This is a genomic window from Clostridium puniceum (assembly GCF_002006345.1).
GTDB classification, from domain to species: Bacteria; Bacillota; Clostridia; order Clostridiales; family Clostridiaceae; genus Clostridium; species Clostridium puniceum.
On sequence record NZ_LZZM01000216.1, the window covers coordinates 1 to 20958 of the forward strand.

Genomic DNA, 20958 nt, shown 5'->3' on the forward strand with positions numbered 1-20958 from the left:
AATCTTTGGTGATATAATCATATTTAAGTCATTCCTTATGTGATGTATTTGGATTTTTAGCGAAATTATTATACCACAAAGGAATGGCTTATTTATTTTTTACAAATTTTGTTTACTCAACAACCTATTATAAGTGTAAAAAATGAAGAGCATTATATAGAAAAAAATATTATTTTATCTGTATGATGTTCTTCATTTTTTAAGTAAGTAACTAAAAAGAATTTCAAAAGCTTGAGAAATAGGAGGTGCTAATTAAACTTCTTTTCCTAAAACAAATACTTTCTTTATATTAATATTATCATCAAATAATATTAAATCTGCATCGTAGCCTTCTTTAATTTGCCCTTTATGATTGTGAACTTCACAATGTTTAGCACCATTATAAGAAGCCATTTTTACAATTTCATAGAGTGGCAGAGTAGAATTTTTATATACATTCTTAACAGCTTTATCGAGAGTAAGAACAGAACCTGCTAAGGAGCCATTTTTAAGACGAGCTACACCATGATTTACTGTAACATTTTGACAACCTAATGAATATTCACCATCAATCATTGAGCAAGCCATCATGGCATCACTTATTAATAAAACATTATCTGTACTCTTTTGTTTATAAGCAATTCTTAAGGAAGGGTAGGAAATGTGAATGCCATCTGAAATAGTTTCAGTTGTTATATCGCTATCGAATATTGCACCTATAACTCCTGGATTTCTATGGTTAAAGGGAGTCATTGCATTATAAAGATGAGTTGAGTGGCAAATACCCCATTTAATAGCTTCTATTGCTTCTTCGTAAGTTGCTTTAGTATGGCCTATGGAACAAATAATACCTTTTTCTGAAAGATATTTAATAAGTTCTTTGGAGCCAGGGATTTCAGGAGCTAAGGTTATTGAAACAACAGCATCCTCACAATCTTTTACCATTTCATTGTAAGCAGAAATAGTAGGAGATAAAATATAATCTGGATTTTGAGCACCTATTGCTTTTGGATTTATAAAAGGACCTTCTAAATGTCCACCTAAAACATGAGCTCCTTCAGTTCCGGTTTTTTTTAGTTTTTTTATGAATTTCATAGATCTATGTATAGCTTCAATTGAAATTGTCATAGTTGTAGGAACAAATGAAGTTGTCCCATGTTTCACTATTGTTTTAGCAATATTATTTATTGCGTCTATGGTTCCATCTGTTGTATCAAAACCACCAGCACCATGAATATGAACATCAATAAAACCAGGGGAAACATATAAACCACCCGCATCTAAAATATCTTCATTATTATATATGAGAGGATTGATTTCTTTGATTTTTCCATTTTCGATAAGGAGTGAACCTTGTTCTATTCTATTTAAATAAATAATATTACAGTTTTTAATTAACATTTTAAATCCTCCATTTAATAAAAATATGAACATAGTCTAATTATTTTTTATTAAGTTACCAATTGTCCTATCTACTATTATAGTTACATCTTTATGCATTTGTAACATAGTAGCAGGATTTTTACTAGTTATTTTTCCAGATATCACTTCTTTTATCGCCTTAGCTTTATTTTCACCATGTGCTAATAATAATATTTTCTTTGATTTCATTATTTGACCTAAACCCATTGTTATAGCAGTTTTAGGAACTTCCTCAATAGAATTAAAGAATCTTGAATTTGCATTAATAGTGCTTTCTGCTAAATTAGTTAAATGAGTACCAGAAATTAAAACATCACCTGGTTCATTAAAGGCAATGTGTCCATTATCACCTATACCTAAAATTTGAATATCTATTCCACCTAGTTCATCTATTTTTCTATCATAATTTTTTGCTTCTTCTTCAATATTTTTTGCTAATCCATTAGGGATAAAAGTATTTTCTTTTCTTATATTAATATGGTTAAATAAATTTTCATTCATAAAATATCTATAACTTTTAGTATCTTTTTCATTTAAGCCTGCATATTCATCTAAGTTTACAGTTTTAATCTCAGAAAAGTCTATTTCATTATTTTTATTCATTTCAATAAGTTTCTTATAAGTTCCAACGGGAGTACTTCCAGTTGCTAATCCTAAAATTGCATTTGGCTTTCTAGTAATAATATCTTTTATAGTTTTAGCTGATAGTTTGCTGATTTCGTCATAATTGTTAACGATAATTAAATTCATTTTTATGACCTTCTTTCCTCTGTAAATTAATTTGTATGCTTTTATATATTGGAAATTTAATAATTATTATTCCTGTTAATTGCATATTACTATATAATATTTATAAATTAAATACTTTAGGGAGTTTTAGAAACCTGTTGTCATAGAATGGAACATGTTATCATGGAAGTAAAAGAAAATCTAAAATAAGAGGTGCTATAAAATGCTTGATATAACAAAGTTATTTGGAGATGTAAAATTTACATCTCTTGAAGAAAGCATAATTACATATATATTAAATAATATTGATAACTGTATGGAAGATGGAATAAGAGGAATAGCTAAAAAAATATACACATCGCCGTCAACTATAATGAGGTTATCAAAAAAGCTTGGATATAATGGTTTTGTCGAATTAGTTTACTCATTAAAGCTTAAATTATCCACAGAAGATAATAATGAATTTATTAATGTTATAGAAAATAGTAATATATTTACAACTAATTATGATAATGCTATTGATGATTTCATTGAGTGGATTGAGAATGGAAATATATTAGTTTCAGGAGAGGGCTTTTCAGAACTCGTTTCAAAGTATATGTATATGAAACTATTGGTTTTAGGAAAGAAAAGCGTGCTTTCTACTTTTATAGATTTTGATATTCTTTTTGATAATAATGTAGAAACAATATATTCAGTTATGCTTATATCAAAATCTGGTGAAGGCAGCCACTGTGTAAAAACATGTATGCTTGCTAAAGAAAGAAATTTGAAAGTAATTTCTTTTACTGGTAATGCTCAAAGTACACTAGCAAAAAATTCAGATATTACTTTTTTTATTCCAGACTGTGAAAAGTTAGATAATGATAACTATTATCCTAATCCCTTCTTTGGATATTGCATTGAAACCTTTGAATTTATTATTCATAAATACTTTTTAAAATATAACATTAAGCAAAGAATGAATTACAAAAACTTAGAATAACTTTTTATAAGTAAAAGTATATATGGTGCAACAATAAATCTACATCTAAAAACTTGTAATTATAATCATCTGCAAATAATTTACATGTAGAAATCTAATTGCAACATATACAAATTTTACAATTCAAAAATATTAGAAAAGTGATTGTACATATTCTTAAATTATTAAATGAATAAAATATGTAGAGTATTAATTCGTTTACATACTTCATTTAATTTTGATAGCGCAGAACAATGGAGTTGGTTGTTTTTATAACTTTTTGTATATAATAAAGAATAAAAATGATATAATTAATTTAAATAGGTAATATTGTAAGGAGTTGAAATACGTATAATGGCGAAGTATGAAGAAATTGCTGAAGATATAAGGAATGGAATATTAAGTGGCAAGTATAGTCCAAAGGCACAATTACCATTGGAAAAGGAAATGTGTGAACATTATGGAGTTAGCAGAATTACAATAAAAAAAGCAGTTGATGAACTTGTTATGCAAGGGTTAGTAATAAAGAGAAGAGGGTCTGGGACTTTTGTAAAAGCACTTGATGATGATGATGTTCAAGAACTGAGTATGGCAAAGCAATTTGAAGGTTTTTCAGAAGCATACAAAGATAAAAAAGTACATTCTGAAATAGTAAATTTTGAGGTAATTCACCCGACTGAGGAAATTGCAACTAAATTAAAGATTACTTGTGATGATTTTGTTTATTATGTAGTAAGAACTAGATATGCAGATAATGTACCATATGTAATTGAATACATATATATGCCTATAGGACTTATACCAGGAATAAAAAATGATGTTTTATTAAATTCAGTTTATAGCCATATTGAAAATGAACTTAAACTAAAAATAAAAAGTGCACATAGAATAATTCGTGCAATGTTACCAAATGAATTAGAACAGAAATGGTTAGAAATAAAAAGTGATTTCCCGATATTAGAAGTTGAACAAGTTGGATTTTTAGATAATGGGCAACCATTTGAATACTCTAAAGCTCATCACAGAAGTGATAAAATTGAATTTAGAACTGTAAGTATTAAGTAAAGATAACTTTGTTGAAAAATGCATAAAAATTATTTATATACGTTATAATAATAAATCTACATCTAAAAACTTATAATTATAATCAGCTTTAAATAATTTATATGTAGAAATCTAATTACAACATATATAATTAAACACCATGCATAAATATAGGAATAAATCCTCTATGCATGGTATTTTTTATAGGAGTTCATAAGTATTAGTTTTGTAGCAAGTAAAATACAGGATATATTTATTAGTGCTGATTAATTTTTTATACTTGTTGAAACTTCTAATTATCTAAGTTCATTTATAAGTCCTTTTCTATAAGCTCTAAGCAATAACTTTAAATCTTTAATTTGATTTTTTAAATCCTTCCCTACATCAGTATCTCCAACTTTTTTTCGATCTAATTTTTCTACTATTTTCCTTGAAGATAATATATCTGTTTCTTTGTTAAAAGCATCTTCTATTGATTTAAAAGATTGATGAGATATAAGCTGTAATCCAAAAGAATTGTAAGTTAAAGTATACCCAGCTAAGCCGGTCTGGCTCCTGTATGCTTTTGCAAAGCCCCCATCAATAACAATTAATTTCCCATTAGCCTTTATTGGATTTTCACCAAATTTATTTTTAACTGGAACATGTCCATTTATTATTCTAGATTCAGAAGGGTTTAATCCAAATTCTTCAAATATTAAATTACACATTTCGTCTGTATCTCTAAAATCATAGTATGGATTTTTCTTTTCTTTATGTGTACTTTTATCTTTAATAAAGTACCTTTCAAAAGTAGCCATATCTTCTTTTCCAAAAAGAGAAGAACAAGCTCCAGTCCATAAATACCACATTATATCCATTCCATAAAGTTTTTCTTGGCTACCACGATTATTGAAGTAACCTTCTCTAGCTAAGGTATCAAATTTATCTAGAAGGCTTTTACCTTTGTACTCTAAACCATTTATAGTCATACTTTTAAAAGTTTTATCTTTATTTAAAGGAATACATCCATGGAATAAAAGATTCGAATTATAAGTTAAATATATACTTCCTTTATTAAATAAAAATAAAACATGTTTTTGTAATTTATCACTATTAATAAATGAAATTTGAAGTTTTTCTATTAATTTTTTTTCTTCGACAGTAAGCTCAAATGGATTTTTAGGTGTTATTGTGGGAAAATTTTTATCATTAAGTTCATAAGTGATGTTATTTAGGGTTATAGTTCCATCAGTATAGTTTATCTTATCCAAAAGCAATCTATGATCTAATTTGAATTCAGGCCTTCTCTTTATTATTTGATATTCAAGTTTAAATTGAATAATTGTTATAGCCTTATGCATTTTAGAAATAAGTTCAATTTCAGTATTTCCATGTCCAGTTTCATCATTGCTTCTAGGAATAAAAGCAGGACAAGTATCGTCTTTGTAGTATTTTAGTGCAAAAGTTGCAAGAGGCAGTAGATTAATGCCATATATATCCTCGATTACATCTAAATTAGAGTATCTAGATGCTATTCTTAATACATTTGCTATACAAGTAGTATTGCCAGCGGCAGCACCCATCCATAAAATATCATGATTTCCCCATTGAATATCAACAGAATGGTAATCAATAAGGGTGTCAATTATTATATCAGGTCTTGGACCTCTATCGTAAATATCCCCTATTATGTGAAGCCTGTCTATAACTAAGCGTTGTATTAGATAGGAAATGGCTATTATAAATTCCTTTGATCTTTCAATTTCTATAATAGTGTTTATGATTCCATCATAATAACCCTGTTTATCATTGTTATCAGCTTCTTCATGTAGTAATTCTTCTATAATATAGCTGAAATCTTTTGGAAGAGATTTTCTTACCTTTGATCTTGTATATTTAGAAGATGCGTGTCTGCATAGCTCAATCAATCTGTATAAGTTAATTCGATACCAATCATTTATATCTTTTTCTTCTTTTAAAACAATTTCTAATTTTTGTTCAGGGTAATAAACTAATGTAGCTAAACTTTTCTTTTCACAATCCATTAATGAATTGCCAAAAACTTCTTGAATTTTTATTTTGACTGCACCTGAGCCATTCCTTAGAACATGTACAAAGGGCTCGTATTCACCATGAATATCAGCCAGAAAATGTTCTGTACCTTTGGGCAAATTTAAAATTGCTTCCAGATTTATTATTTCAGTAGATGCCTCTGCAATAGTTGGATATTGTCTAGCAAGTAATTTTAAATATTTTAGATTCTCATCATAATTCTCCATAACATCCTCCTTTTATAAACAAAATTGTTTAGCTTTGACATATATAAAATAATTATTTTCAAAAACGTATGAGTATACTGAATTTTTGAAAATATACTTTATATATATATATACATTCTAATAAATAAACTACATACATTTGGCTAATGCTCAACTAATGTACAGGAGAGTTTAATGTAGTAAATCAATTAGAACTTATATAAACTAAATAAATTTGATTTAAAAGTATATCTATCTCTAGGTATATTTTACATTAGATTTACGTTTAATACTATAAATAATATTACAAGTAAAAAGAAAATAACAAGTCAAAAATGCTAACATTGCATTATGACTTGTTATTCTTTTGAGTGTGTATTAAATTCCTTTAGGATTTTTATTAAGTAATCCTTTTTGAGTTAGAATATCATAAATAGTTTGAGAAGTTGTGTCTTCGAGTGTATATCCAAGTAATTTAACTATCTTGTCTAAGTTCTCTTCAGAAGTAGTTTCTATTTCTAAATAAGGAAATGGACAAAAACTTTTATCATTTATATCTATCTCAATTAGACAATCATGTAATTTATAGCTTTCTCTGTATTTTTTATTAGATTCTTTTAGAACTAAACCAAGTGATTTAAAGATTCCTTCTCCCATTTGTTTATTATCAATTATTGTTTCATTTTCTTCCATGACTTTAAACCTTTCTTGAGAGAGCATTTTTTTTGTAGTCATGAAATATATAACTTTATTATTAAGCATGTCATTTACAGTTCTTATACGAGCATATCCTTTTTTTGCTAGAAGCCTTCCATCTTCAAAATCATATATATCATTAATTTGATTTTCAGTTTTAACTTTTTTAGCACCATTTGCTAATAATATGTTTCTTATAGCTTCAACATCAATATCAATAATTCTAGTTTCTAATTCTTGCATAAAATAATCTCCTTTTTTAAGTATATAATTCTATAAAGATTTACTACAATATTATAATATAGCAATTTGCTTGGTTATGCCAGTAATATTATGTAGTTACTCATTGATAAGTGAAGTTATAACTTTTAAATAATATATTGGTTTGTTAGAAATAAGAAAAATAGTGACAAGTAAAAGTATAACCATATGGTTATAATATTATGTTAATTGGATATTTTACTGTAAAAAATGTGTATGATATGATAAAGCTACAAAGTAAATATATCAAAATGAATATGTACAATCGAATTATGATAAAAGAAATTTCATTTATATTGAATTTAATAAGTAAAGAAATTTTATAAAAAACAAAGGCATTAATTAGTAATGAGAACGTTTTAAGGACACTAATAAAATCTATGTACAAGAATTTAATACTTATGTAATAAATTATAGTTTAATGAAGCTTTATTTTAATAGATATTTAATTTCATATACAAAATAATAAGGAGACAAAAAGTATGAGTAATAAAAAATTAACACAACAGTCAGTTCAATTTCCAGCGTACCGATGGTTAATGTTATCATCAGCTGTTCTATCAATGTTCTGTGCACAAATGGTTACTATGTCTTTTGCACCAATTATGGGAGTAATTGCAAGTGATCTTGGAATTAATTTGGGAACTGCTTCTTTTGGCTTTATGGGCATAAATTTATTTTCAACTGCAATAGGTGTTATTATTGCTGGATTACTTATAGACAAAATAGGGATAAATTTTGTAATGCCTTGTGGTTTAATATTAATATTATTAGGAAATTCTCTTTTGTCTATATTTGGATACAACTATATTTCTATTGTAATTATAAGAATTATTGAGGCATTTGGATGTGCACCTGCATTAATTGCTATTCAACCTATAGTATCGTATTGGTTTCCAAGTAATGAGCAAGGCTTGGCCTTTGGACTTAATGCATTCTGTATATTAGGGCCAGTACTTTCAGGAATATTTGGACCTAAGCTTATGTTAAGTTCTAGTACTTGGCAAAATGGCATGCTTTACTATTCCGTAGTTTTCTTAATAGCAACTATTTTTGTAGTGTCAGTTTCTGTTAGCTCAAAATATCATCTTCCTCCTACATTATTAAAGGAATTAAACGAAGATAGTACTCAAGAAAAATTAAAATCAGATTTTAAAAAAGTATTATATAATCCAGCTTTCTTTTTAGGTCTTTGTATAATAGCATTCGCAAACTGGATAACGCAAGCATTTAATGATTTAAGTCCAACTTATTTAGCTGTTGATGCACCAATAGGTATTGGGTATGGGGCAGAAGCCGCAGGAACATTTTCTGCTTTAACTTGGATAGGTATGATGTTTGGTATGTTTTTTGCAGGTTTTATAATAGATAAAGTTTTCAGAGGAAAATCTGTGCCTATATTATTATGTGGATTTATTGCAAATTTTATATTGATTAATGGTATATTATTTAAATTAGTTTATAGCTCGACAACTGTTCTTACAGTATGGTTGATGATTGCTGGAATTTTTAACCCATTTGTATCTGTTGGAAATCAATGTTTTGCTGTAAAAGTATTTGCACCTAATGTAATAGGAAAAGTATCAGCAATTTGGACATGCGTAGGAAATTTTGCAGGCTCTGCGGGAGTAATAACTGGTTCCTTTGCTCTTCATATTACTGGAAATTATAAGATGTCATTTGCAATAATAGCTGTAATATGTGTGTTGGGATTAATAGCATCTCTATTATCAAGTGGAAAACAAGATAGAATTGATACAGAATCAAGCGTGTCTGCATAATAAATGTAGATATATATTTTTAAAAATTTATTATGTAATAAAATTACTAATATTAAAATAAAAGGTTTTTAAGCAATTTTTATCAAAAGTTTTAGCAAAGATATAATTGTCAAGGAGGAAGTGAAATGAGTCAAAAGTATAAAAACCTTATGTCTCCATTAAAAATCCGTAATTTCGTATTAAAAAATAGAATGGTAGCTTCTAATTCGCTACCACACTTTTTGCAAGGGCCTGAGACATATCCAGCAGATTCAGTTATAGCACATTATGAAAATAAAGCAAAGGGAGCGGCTATTACCACTTGTATGGGAATCAACAATTTTACTATTGGAAAACAATTTCCAATGAATATGGATTTTGGACATTTTCCAGATTACGATTTATATGATTGCAACTCACAAAATTACTTAATACAATTAGCAGATTCAATTCATTATTATGACTCAATTGCTTGTATGGCAATGTTTGTTGGACCACCATCATTCTATCCACTAATGAAAAAGAAAAAAACAGAGAAGAATTCAGAATATGATTACCAAGCAGCTACAATTGGTCCACCACCAATGGAAGAGTTTGAAATTGAAAAAATCTTCGCACATGGTGATCCAGTAGAATATGATGAAGTAACATTGAATAAAATATGTGATTCTTATGCAGAACAGGCATGGATTCTTCAAATGCTGGGCTATGATATGGTTAGTATTCACTACTGCTATCGTGGAAATCTTCCATCTAAATTCATATCACCTCATACAAATAGGAGAACTGATAAATTTGGTGGTTGTTTAGAAAATCGCATGCGTTTTCCATTGATGGTATTAGAGCGTGTGCGTAATAAAGTTGGTAATAACTTTTTAATTGAAATTGAATGGTCAGCAGAAGACATTTCAGGTGGATATACTTTAGATGATACAGTTGCTTTTTTAAATGAAGCAAAAAAATACATAGACATTGTACAGCTTCGTGCAAGTAAGGTTGATCCTGCGCATCCAACAGGATTTAATTTAGAGGAGACACCATTTTTACATTATTCAGAATATGTAAAGAAAAGAGTAGATAATTTAATAATTGGAACAATTGGCGGATATCATTATATAGATACTTGTGAAAAAGTTATTGCACAAGGTAAAGCTGATTTAATCTGTATGGCAAGAGCATGGATTTCTAATCCTAATTATTTTGAACTTGTAAAAGAAGGACGAGGAGAAGATGTTGTGCCATGTCTGCGTTGCAATAAATGTCATGGACGTGGAGAAAAAGATCCATTCGTTTCTGTCTGCTCTGTAAATCCTATTATTGGATTAGAGCATAAAATTCAACGCATGATTGCACCAGTTGGAAAGAAAAAGAAAGTAGCTGTTGTAGGAGGCGGTCCTGGCGGAATGAGATGTGCCATGTACTTAAAAGAAAGAGGACATGAAGTAACCATATATGAAGCAGGAGATAAGTTAGGTGGAGCAATTAAGCATTCAGACTATGCATCATTTAAATGGCCGCTACGTGATTTCAAAGATTTTCTGATTAATCAAGTAGAAAAATATAATATTACAGTTAAGATGAATATAAAGGCAACACCAGAGATGCTTTCAAAAGAAAACTATGATGTTATTATTACGGCACTTGGAGCAGTTCCAGCCAAACCTCCAGTTTCAGGGATTGATAAAGAAAATGTATTCTTTGCGGAAAAAGCATTTATGGATCCAGATAGCCTTGGTAAAAATGTAGTCGTAATTGGTGGTGGAGAAGTTGGTGTAGAAGCAGCAATGCATCTGTGTGAAAAAGGCCATAATGCTACTGTATTAGAAATGAGAGAGAGGCTAGCAGCAGATTCTACTAAGATTCATTACCTTGAAATGTTTAAGGAAGCGTGGGAGGCAATTTCTAACTTCAGTTCTATTGTAAATGCTACTGTAACTGGAATAAAAGATGAGGGTGTGTGTTACAAGGATAAGGATGGTATAGAACATTCTATTCCATGTGATAGTGTAGTTGTATCAGCAGGTATGAAAGCTCTTACCGATGAAGCACTGAAATTTGCGAGTATTTCAGATGAATTCTATATAATAGGTGACTGTAAAACTCCTGCAACAATACAACAAGCTATGAGAAGTGCATTTTCAACGGCTATGAGAATTTAAATATATAATAGTATATAAATTAAATGCTGAACCAATTCTAAGAAAAAAAGGAAAATTTAAACCTTTTTGAAGGCTATGGACTAAATGCGCAAATAAGTGGTTAATTCTGCTGTTGAGCTTTATGTAAAACAGAATTGTTGATTTGGGAAGCTAGTTTTGCAAATGAAGGAACCAATAAATTAGTAGTATTTTTCTTCCATACTATGTAGCTATTATGTGATGTATTAAGTTCAATATTGCAGATTTGGGAGTTAGAGTATAATCGGAAAAGTGAATCAGCAATTGTAACGCCCAATCCGACTTCAACAGAAAGCATTTGAGATTCTACATTAGGTACAGATTTTATTTTCTTAGGTGATAAACCGTTTTTTTTACACCATGTAGAAAAATTATATGTAGAGGTGGGAATAACACTAGGAGATAAGACGATAAAAGTTTCATCTTCAAAATCATGAATATCGTAGCACTCTTTAGATAGAATATGATTACTTGAATGTATGTAAAGTAAATGTTGTGCGTGAAAAAAAATACTGGAAGTAAGGTCAGGACTGTTTTCAAAAAAAGATTCAAGCGTAATAATTGCATCTAATTCATCATTGTATATTGCTTTTACCAAATCCGCTGGGTTATTACGTTCTATAGAATAATCAACATTAGGAAATTGCTTGCAAAAGGATTTAAAGATTTTATTTAGATGATTACTAAGATCCATGCCATCCACACAGCCTAAACGGAGTTTTTTACACTGATTATCGTAAATATCTTGGGAGTTTTTTATAGCCTGTTTATATAAATTACTGAATTCAGTAAATGTTTTAAAAAAAATTATTCCAGCAGGAGTGAGACTTACACTGCGATTGGAACGAAAAAATAGAGAAAATCCAATTTCTTTTTCTAATGCTGCAATTTGTTTACTAATAGCTGGTTGAGAAACATAAAGTGCATTTGCAGTTGCTGTAAAACTTTTGTGATTTGCAAGTGATAAAAAATATTCAATTTGAAGATTATTCATAAATTCATTCTCCTTTATGATTTTATTTTATATACAATGTAGGGGGGAATTGTATTAATTGTATTTTGTAGGATATTTTTATTTTAAATATAAAAATAGTTTTATTTTGTAAATAGTATAGCATATAGAAATATTCATGCAACTAAATATGCGTAAATAGCATTTATTTAGGAGTAAAAAGGCTAAATAATTGGAAAGGGGGAATTAAAATCGTTTTTTAGCGGATTAATTAATTTTCAAAGATAGTAGGTAGCATTTATGAAAATATAAATGCAACGTTTTATCAATTAGTAAATTAATTGGAATTAAAATTACTACTGATTAAAAATTAAAGTATTAAATTTTTAAGGAGGAAAAAAATGAAAAATAAAAACATATTTAAAGGATTTACTACTTGTGTAGTTATCGCGTCTTTGATGACTACTATGTCATTTCCAGTTCTCGCCGAACCTATAGGACCACCACCGGATTCTGGCAATACAGAAATTACTTCTGCTGCTGTGTATGTAAAAGATAATAAGTATATATCAGAGCAATCTACTCAAGCGGCAGTATCTTATGGAACGGTGGCAGATACTTTTGCTAAGAATATTAAAATTATTTCTGATACAGAAAGTTCAAATGGTCTCTATGTAACCGGCAGTAAATCTAACTACATCCTGCAAAACTCTAAAATTATGCTTTCAGGGAATGGAAGCAATGACTTTGCAGGCGTTGGTGCAGGAGCTATGGTGAATGGAGGGGGAACACTTATCTTAAAGAATGCTAACATAACTACTAACGGATGCATAAGAAGTGCGGTAGCTGCAACGGATCATAGCATTTTAAAAGTATATGATTCTACACTTATATCAAATGGTGGTACATTACCAAGTGATTATCAAAGTAAAATTGGTCCTGGAATGATGGAACCACCAGAAGGTTTAGAGGTGACAGGAACTGCTCGTACTTGTCTTACTATGAACAATTCTAAAAGTTATTATTATAATTCTACCATTATAGCTGATGGCTGGGGTGCTCTTTCAACTGATTCTGCAGGGGGGTATGTTTACCTTGAAGCGAATAAATGTAACATTAAGACAATTAAAGACGGTTATGGAGCTTATGCTGATAATGGATGTCATGATGTTTTCAATGATTGCAAATTTAATAGTGCAGCGATGGCAGTAATTATGGCAGGTGAGAATGATGTTACTTTTAAAAATACAGATGCAACTTGTGGCACATATTTTGCTATGATGCATTGTGTTATGGGAAGTACCTCTGATAAAGGTACACTAAATGTGACTGGAGGTAACATAAAGACCTCTGATGCTGCAGTTTTGGTAAAGAGTGATAATGCTGATATAATCATTGACGGTGCTAGAATAGTATCAAAAAATGGAACTTTAATTAAATCCATAATAAATTCTGATCCAAATCGAACTAAGGTTCCAACAGGTGAGACGGTTTATGGCATAAAGGCAACTTTAAAAAATATGGTTCTTCAAGGAAATATACTTCATGAAGATACTGAAAGAAGCATGTCAATTACCCTAATGGGAACAACCTTAAAGGGAAAAATAAAAGATGCATCTATTTATATTGATGCAGATAGTAAGTGGATAGCAACAGAAGATTCTAATGTTGTTACACTGGCTGGTAGTTTTGATGTCTCAAAAATAGATGCAGTTAATGGTGTTACAATTACAGCTACAGCAAGTTCAGGCTGTACATTAAAAGGAAGCTATAAACTTGCAAGTGGTGGTACATTAAACGTTAATTAAGATAATTAATATGAAATATACAACCTTGATATAAGAAAATATTAAATGTTTATTTAATATTTTCTTAACTAGCTTTAGAAGGGAGAAAGAAAATGAATAATAAAAATAGAACTAAAGTTTTAATTGCCTGTGCAATTGTTGGAAGTTTAATAATTCCACCATCTTATCCAGTGTTAGCTGAAACTATAACACAATCACCTATTGAAGTTAATTCTTTAGCTGCATCACTTAAAGTAGACTCGAATTGGGTTGTTACTAGAACTACACAATTAAACCAATTAACAATTGCTAATGGTGCGACAATCACTGCTCCAGAAGGCTATGATGTAACATTGACTGTAAATGGTATTGGTAAAACAATTCAACCGGGTACATTTAAAGGTAATGTTGTGCTATCTGTAACCAAGCAAAATGTGGTGCAGTACGCTAAAGCTAATCTAACACATTATTTTCGTCAGGCTTTATATATAGATGCTAATGGGGTTATAGATGACAAATCTGTTACAGCAGCAGTAGTTGGTGGAAAGATGGCAAACACTTCTGCAGATAATATTAAAATTAATTCAGAAGAGGAAAATTTCAACGGCATCTATGTGAAGGGGGGAACCTATGCTATCAATGGTGCTAAAATGAACTTAATTGGTAATGGTGGTAATGATTTTGCAGGCTTTGGTACTGGTATTATGTCAACTGGTAGGGATACAACACTAGTGGTGAATGGTGCAGATGTTCACACTCATGGTGCAATTCGCCCTGCAATTATCGCTGCTGATGGTAGTAATTTGATTGTTAAGAACTCTAATATCAAGGCAGAAGATGGGATACTTTCAGAAGATTATAAGCCCAATGTACAAATGGGATATATGAAAGCCGCACCTTGGATGCTAGGTATTTCAGGAAACTGTCGTGCTACTAATGTGCTAGGCAACAACACTACTGCTACTTATATTAACTCCTCAATAACTTCTGAGGGATGGGGAGTTCTTTCTACTGATGACTGTAATGATATAAAGCTTACTGCTATAAACAGTGATATTACTATTAATGGTAAAAGTGGATATGGAGCTTATGCTATCGGTAATGCAGTAGATTGCTTCTATGGTTCAAAAATCACAGTTCCTGATTATGGATTGATCATCACTGGCGGCAATGGTGTTTTTGGTTCAAGTAATAAGACGAATCTATATACACTTAATGGTAATTTAAAACTTAATCTTACTTCAGATGAATTGAAATCCTTAAAAGAGAAGGAAACCATTGTGAAGTCTAAACGATTTGGTGTTATGTGGCATGGCAATGGTTCAGTAGATGTTAAAGATGGAACTGTCTTTGACACTGGAAAAACTACATTCTTAGTAAAAGGAGCTTCTGCGAGCATTAATGTCGATGGCTCAAAAGGTGCTAAGTTAAAATCAAGAGATGGAGTTATTATTCAGTTAATGGACAATGATGATCCAGGCCCAGTTATGACTGATGGAATTATGTATAATACTGGTGTCTATCATGAACCAACTGAAGCTGCTACAGTGGATACAACTCATGATACCACTAGTTTTACAAAAGACACTGATACTGTTGCTAATTTCTCAAATATAAATATAGCTGGAAATTTTTATAATTCTACTCGCGGTGGCACCAGTAAAGATATGATGGGAAATGATATTAGCCTAGCAAAGAATCTTTCGCTAAATTTTAATAACACTAAAATAACTGGTGTGATTTCTGCTTCAACAGCTAAGCATGCAATAGATACCATTACATCTGAGGAATATGAAGAACTAGGAGAAGTTACTAATACGCCAAGTGTTGCTGTTAATAATGGCGTGATTGTATCTTTGAATAATGGTTCAACATGGACTGTTACTGGGAATTCTTATCTTACAGGTATAACCATTACTGATAGCTCTAAGATAATGGCTCCTAATGGATATAAAGTTACTATGAAGGTTGATGGTGTTGCAACAAATATTGTGGTTGGCACTTACAAGGGAAAAGTAGAAGTTGGAGTTACCCAAATTACTAATTAAGCTAATGGCAATTTTAGTAATAACTTAAAATAATGTAAAACTCCAAAGGAGGTATCTAAAGCTACTTTACAAGTAGAGTTGTGATATCTCTCATTATTATTTGGAAAATATATAGATTTTTTATTGTGATTAAAGTTTATAATAACCAATTTTTTCTCTATCTGAATATAGATATTTAAATACTTTTATTTGATTTGATTAAAGATTATAATAGCTAATATAAGAAATTTAATTTGGATGGTGAAAAGATAATGGAATATATAAATGATATTAACATAAATGAAGCAGTTATACACATATTAGACAGTAATGGAGAAGAACCTGTGCTTAATGAGTATAGTTTAGAATTAGATGAGGATATATATAAATTTTTGTATAGACATATAGAAAAATGTTTAAAAGATGATGAGCTTAAATATGCAAAATTTAATCCAGAAAGAAATATAGTTAAAGAAGTTGTGCAAGATTATTTAAATGGAATAGATATCGATTTGATTAATCTATCTAAGGAGCTTGCTAGGCAGCTATTTATAATAATGAAAGGAAATGTAAATATTCTATCAGGTGATTTGATAATAGCATCAATAACTACTGATCAAGGACCGATGATAAGTATACTTAAGATGGATTATGTTAAGAATTTTACTCATGAGATTCAATTTAGAGATCAAAAGATAGGAATAGGAATAGTACCACAAGTAGCAGGACTTCCAGGGAGTGGGCAAAAGATACAAAAGGCAGCTTTTATTAAGCCTATCGGAGAAGATGAACATTATAACTTGATGATATTAGATAAGCAAAAAGGCAGTAAAGAAGATGAATATGGAGCAAACTATTTTATAAATACATTTTTAGGTGCAGGCATTATTACAAATGAAAGAGACATGACCAAAACTTTTGTAAAGGCAGCCGAAAATTGGACAAGAAAAAATATTACAGAAGATGCAGGTAAAGCAGAAGAAATTAGAACTGCTATAAAAACTAAGTTGAAAGAAGAGGATACTATAAATATAGATTCTTTTTCAGAAGAACTTTTCAATGAACACCCACAAGTAAAAGCTGATTTTTCAAATTATATAAAACAGCAAGGCTTAAATGAAGAGGTAGCTGTGGATAAAACCTGGGTTGATAAAAAATTAAAGAGAGTTAGGTTAAATATAGATAAGCAAATTGATTTATATATAAATGAAGATACTTATCATGATTCTAACAAATTTGAAATTCAAAGAAATGGTGATGGAACTATAAACCTGATAGTAAAAAATGTAATGAATTATATAGAAAAGTAAGAATCGAAATTTTATATTTCGGTATTCGAACTTTCTCACAGATAAAGTAGAGAAAAAGAAACTTGTTTCTTATTGAATAACTTTCCCTAGCAAAAGTAGATAGCCAAAATGTATGATTTGGTAAAGGTAGCTAAATTTTACTGGTTGTATTAATAATTTGGCATAAGTATTGTATTATAAATTTATGAACAGAATAAAGCAGGAGTTATATTTGTAATAATAGTACAAATATAACTCCTTTTTTATTAGTATGTTTTATTGAAAATGTTAATTAATAGGATACATTTTGAAGAAAATACCTCTTGCTATTGGGCCAACAATAATTAATTGAAGTGGTAAAGCACAAATAAAATTCATGCCTAAAGTTTTTACAAATTGTAAAGGGAATTCAGATGGTGTAGTCATATGTATAATTGATACAATTAAAGACATACAGAAACACATACCACATACCATAAAGAATGAAATAAATAAAACTTTCTTAATTAGAGGATCATTTTCATTTACTATTTTAGCAACAATAGATTTTGCTAATTTACCAACTAAAAACCAATCTAAAATTAATGCAATACAAAAAATAGGTACGTATGGTATTAAAATTCCTATAAATAAGCTGCTAGTAAATCCATTTGATAAAATACCATTATATAAGTCCATTCCTAAAACCATTAAAGCACAACAAATAAGAGTAAATATAAAATTTTCTTTTTTATTTTTTCCCATGATACATCTCCTTAAAAATAAATTGTCAACTAAGTTTACGATTTAGTATATCATCAGAAAAAACATTTTGTCAACAAAGTTGACAAAGAAAATTTTAATTTTTATAATATTAATAGCAGAAATATATTATAGAAATAAGAGGATTGGGCATGAATAATTATCTAGGAGACTTAAACTTAGTGGATTTAGTAAGTGAAAAACATAAAAAATTACGTAAAAAAGTTATGGAATTATGGTCAAAACAACATGAAGAATATATATCAGATTCAGAATCACATATGCTCGGAACTATTAATATAAAAGAAATGACAGTAGCGGAGATTGCAAGAAAAATGAATATATCAAGGCAGGGGGCTCATAAATGTGCAAGAAAATTACTTGATACTGAATATATTCTAATGAAGTGTGTTGAAGGAAATAATAGAGATAAATTAATTACATTGACTAAAAAAGGCGAGAACTATTGCATGGAAATGTTGATTTTAAAGCAGCAGGTAGAAGAAGAAATTATTAAAAATATAGGATATGAGAATGTAGAATTACTGAAAGAATTTCTAAGAAAGGATTGGATTTATTAGTTCTTAATTCTGAATTTATTTTAAATAAAAATAAGGAGTATTTCGCTCCTTATTTCCATGACTTAGTAATAATATAATAAGCTTATAATATTCAAGATAAAATATAAAAGTTATTTCATTAACTTAACAAGTACAGCTTTTTGAGCATGTAATCTATTTTCAGATTCATCAAAAATTGAATTTGCATGTTCTTCTAAAATTTCAGATGTTATTTCTTCACCTCTATGAGCTGGAAGACAGTGAAGCACCATTGCATTTTTATCAGATAATGCCATCAATTCCTTGTTTATTTGGAAGCCTTCAAAGGCTTTAGTTCTTAATTCAGCTTCATCTTCATGCCCCATACTAGCCCAAACATCTGTTATTAATACATCAGCATCTTTAGCCGCTTCAGCTGGAGAGGTAGTTACTGTAAAGGTAACACCTTCTTTTTCAGCAATTTCTGTTGCTCTGCTTAAATAAACATCAGAAGGAGTGTAATCTTTTGGTGATGCAATTGCAAAATTCATTCCAACCTTTAAACAGCCAATCATTAAAGAATTTGCCATATTATTTCCATCACCTATGAAAGCAACCTTTAAGCCTTCAAGAATGTTTTTATTTTCTCTTATTGTCATTAAATCAGCTAATACTTGGCATGGATGTTCTACATCTGTTAACCCATTTATAATTGGGATTGATGAATACTTAGCTAATTTTTCAGCTTCTTCTTGAGAAAAAGTTCTAATCATTATACCTTGCAAAAATCTTGAAAGAGATCTTGCAGTGTCTTCCATTGGCTCACCACGACCAATTTGTAAATCTCTATCAGTTAGAAATAATGAATTTCCACCTAATTGATACATACCAACTTCAAAAGAAACCCTAGTTCTAGTAGATGATTTTTCAAATATCATACCTAGGCTTTTATCTTTTAGGTGATGATGTTCAATATCATGTTTTTGTTCATATTTTAATTGATCTGCTAAATTTAAAATATCTAAGATTTCTTCTTTAGAAAGATCATCCATTTTTAATAAATCTTTTTTCATATATATGCCCCCAAGCAATGGACAATTGGCAATTTACAAAGAAAAATCATTACTGATTGTAAATTGCCAATTGGTCACTAATAATCTATTATTTTATATTAGATAAAATTTCAAGAATAATATCCAGTCCTATTTTTAACTCTTTTTTAGTTATAACAAGAGGAGGGAGTAGTCTTACAACATCTTTTCCAGCTGTTAATACTAATAATCCTTTTTTTATAGCTTCCTTTTGAACTAATGCTGGATCACATTTTACTTTTATTCCAATCATTAAGCCAATTCCACGGATATCTACAACTTGAGGATTTTTAGCTTCTTCAATAAATTCTTTTATAAAAGCGCCTTTCTTAGCAATCTTTTCAAAAGTTTTCTCATTGCAAAGTTCATCAAGAACTACTAAAGCGCCAGCACATGCAACTGGATTAGCTCCAAAAGTTGAACCATGATCACCTGGTTTAAATACATCTGCAACTTTGGAAGAACAAAGGATACCCCCAATAGGAAGACCTGCTCCAAGACCTTTTGCCACAGAAACTATGTCAGCTTCTACATCAAAATTATTATATCCAAACATTTTACCAGTTCTACTTATACCACATTGAACTTCATCAAAGATAACAAGCACATCTTTTTCATTACATATTTTAACTACTTCTTGAACAAAATCTTTATCTAGTGGAATTACTCCACCTTCCCCTTGAATTGCTTCAAGCATTATAGCACAAACTTCATCTGTAAGCTTTTTCTTAAAATCTTTTATATCATTTGCAGTCACATAATCAAAGCCTTCAGTAAAAGGAAAGAAGTATTTGTGGAATTTTTCCTGCCCAGTTGCTTTTAAAGTAGTTATTGTTCTACCATGAAAAGATTGCATTAAAGTAAGTACTTTACTTCTTCCATCCCCATATTTATCATAACTGTATTTTCTAGCTAATTTAATGGCACCTTCATTAGCTTCAGCACCAGAATTAGCAAAAAATACTTTACTCATATTAGCTTTTTCAGTTAATTCTTTAGCAAGTTTTACACTTGGTTCAGTATAAAAGATGTTAGAGGCATGAGCAAGAGTTTTTAATTGTTTGCTAGTTGCTTTAATCCATTTTTCATGACCATATCCTAAACTGCTAACACCAATTCCACTAGTAAAATCTAAATATTTATTTTCATTTGTATCATATAAATAAACACCTTCACCATGAGTGATTACAGGCTCTAAGCGACCATAACTATTTACAATATGTTCTTTTGCGTCATTAAAATCATAAGACATAAAAACAC

General features: G+C 29.6%; 16 protein-coding genes. 8 read left to right on the top strand and 8 right to left on the bottom strand.

Going from position 1 to position 20958, the window contains the following annotated elements:
• Positions 1–252: 252 nt before the first annotated feature.
• Positions 253–1380 carry an N-acetylglucosamine-6-phosphate deacetylase gene (gene nagA / locus CLPUN_RS22545; protein ID WP_077849466.1) on the bottom strand — a complete coding sequence of 376 codons (1128 nt, stop codon included), beginning with the start codon at positions 1378–1380 and terminating at the stop codon, positions 253–255.
• Between the two features lie 36 nt (positions 1381–1416).
• The gene (gene nagB, locus CLPUN_RS22550) at positions 1417–2151 is read right to left on the bottom strand and encodes a glucosamine-6-phosphate deaminase (RefSeq protein ID WP_077849467.1); all 735 of its coding nucleotides are present in this window, start codon (positions 2149–2151) and stop codon (positions 1417–1419) included.
• A gap of 202 nt (positions 2152–2353) precedes the next feature.
• On the opposite strand from nagB, the gene CLPUN_RS22555 reads away from it, so the two are divergent.
• A complete protein-coding gene (locus tag CLPUN_RS22555; RefSeq protein WP_077849468.1) occupies positions 2354–3115 on the top strand; it encodes a MurR/RpiR family transcriptional regulator in 762 nt (253 codons plus the stop codon).
• 333 nt (positions 3116–3448) lie between these two features.
• Positions 3449–4159, top strand: coding sequence for a GntR family transcriptional regulator (locus CLPUN_RS22560; RefSeq protein ID WP_077849469.1), 711 nt, complete (start codon positions 3449–3451; stop codon positions 4157–4159).
• A 275-nt stretch (positions 4160–4434) separates the two neighbouring features.
• Here CLPUN_RS22560 and CLPUN_RS22565 read toward each other — a convergent pair whose 3' ends face one another.
• On the bottom strand, positions 4435–6399 hold the full coding sequence (locus tag CLPUN_RS22565; protein ID WP_077849470.1) for a fructose-1,6-bisphosphatase: 1965 nt from the start codon (positions 6397–6399) through the stop codon (positions 4435–4437).
• 357 nt (positions 6400–6756) lie between these two features.
• Positions 6757–7317, bottom strand: coding sequence for a class IV adenylate cyclase (locus tag CLPUN_RS22570; protein WP_077849471.1), 561 nt, complete (start codon positions 7315–7317; stop codon positions 6757–6759).
• A 500-nt stretch (positions 7318–7817) separates the two neighbouring features.
• Between CLPUN_RS22570 and CLPUN_RS22575 the strand changes: the two genes are divergently transcribed.
• Positions 7818–9116, top strand: coding sequence for an MFS transporter (locus CLPUN_RS22575; protein ID WP_077849472.1), 1299 nt, complete (start codon positions 7818–7820; stop codon positions 9114–9116).
• A gap of 125 nt (positions 9117–9241) precedes the next feature.
• Entirely contained in the window at positions 9242–11254 is a 2013-nt protein-coding gene (locus CLPUN_RS22580) for an oxidoreductase (protein ID WP_077849473.1), read from the top strand.
• Positions 11255–11354: 100 nt separating this feature from the next.
• Here the strand turns inward: CLPUN_RS22580 and CLPUN_RS22585 are convergent, their stop codons facing one another.
• Positions 11355–12266 carry a LysR family transcriptional regulator gene (locus CLPUN_RS22585; protein ID WP_077849474.1) on the bottom strand — a complete coding sequence of 304 codons (912 nt, stop codon included), beginning with the start codon at positions 12264–12266 and terminating at the stop codon, positions 11355–11357.
• Positions 12267–12625: 359 nt separating this feature from the next.
• Here CLPUN_RS22585 and CLPUN_RS22590 point away from each other — a divergent pair, with 359 nt between their 5' ends.
• From CLPUN_RS22590 to CLPUN_RS22600, 3 genes are all read left to right on the top strand, one after another.
• Complete coding sequence (locus CLPUN_RS22590) at positions 12626–14032, top strand: hypothetical protein (protein ID WP_077849475.1); 1407 nt, start codon at positions 12626–12628, stop codon at positions 14030–14032.
• A gap of 92 nt (positions 14033–14124) precedes the next feature.
• Positions 14125–16059: an autotransporter outer membrane beta-barrel domain-containing protein gene (locus CLPUN_RS22595; RefSeq protein ID WP_077849476.1), complete on the top strand. Its 1935-nt coding sequence runs from the start codon at positions 14125–14127 to the stop codon at positions 16057–16059.
• A gap of 251 nt (positions 16060–16310) precedes the next feature.
• On the top strand, positions 16311–17348 hold the full coding sequence (locus tag CLPUN_RS22600) for a nucleoid-associated protein (protein ID WP_077849477.1): 1038 nt from the start codon (positions 16311–16313) through the stop codon (positions 17346–17348).
• 267 nt (positions 17349–17615) lie between these two features.
• Here CLPUN_RS22600 and CLPUN_RS22605 read toward each other — a convergent pair whose 3' ends face one another.
• A complete protein-coding gene (locus CLPUN_RS22605; protein WP_077849478.1) occupies positions 17616–18071 on the bottom strand; it encodes a DUF2798 domain-containing protein in 456 nt (151 codons plus the stop codon).
• A 149-nt stretch (positions 18072–18220) separates the two neighbouring features.
• On the opposite strand from CLPUN_RS22605, the gene CLPUN_RS22610 reads away from it, so the two are divergent.
• Positions 18221–18649 carry a helix-turn-helix domain-containing protein gene (locus CLPUN_RS22610; RefSeq protein ID WP_077849479.1) on the top strand — a complete coding sequence of 143 codons (429 nt, stop codon included), beginning with the start codon at positions 18221–18223 and terminating at the stop codon, positions 18647–18649.
• Positions 18650–18759: 110 nt separating this feature from the next.
• On the opposite strand, the gene argF is transcribed toward CLPUN_RS22610, so the two are convergent.
• Together argF and CLPUN_RS22620 are read right to left on the bottom strand one after the other, a co-directional pair.
• Positions 18760–19680 (bottom strand): ornithine carbamoyltransferase, encoded by a 921-nt coding sequence (argF, locus tag CLPUN_RS22615; RefSeq protein ID WP_077849480.1) that lies wholly within the window; start codon positions 19678–19680, stop codon positions 18760–18762.
• Between the two features lie 88 nt (positions 19681–19768).
• On the bottom strand, positions 19769–20950 hold the full coding sequence (locus CLPUN_RS22620; protein WP_077849481.1) for an aspartate aminotransferase family protein: 1182 nt from the start codon (positions 20948–20950) through the stop codon (positions 19769–19771).
• Positions 20951–20958 lie beyond the last annotated feature (8 nt).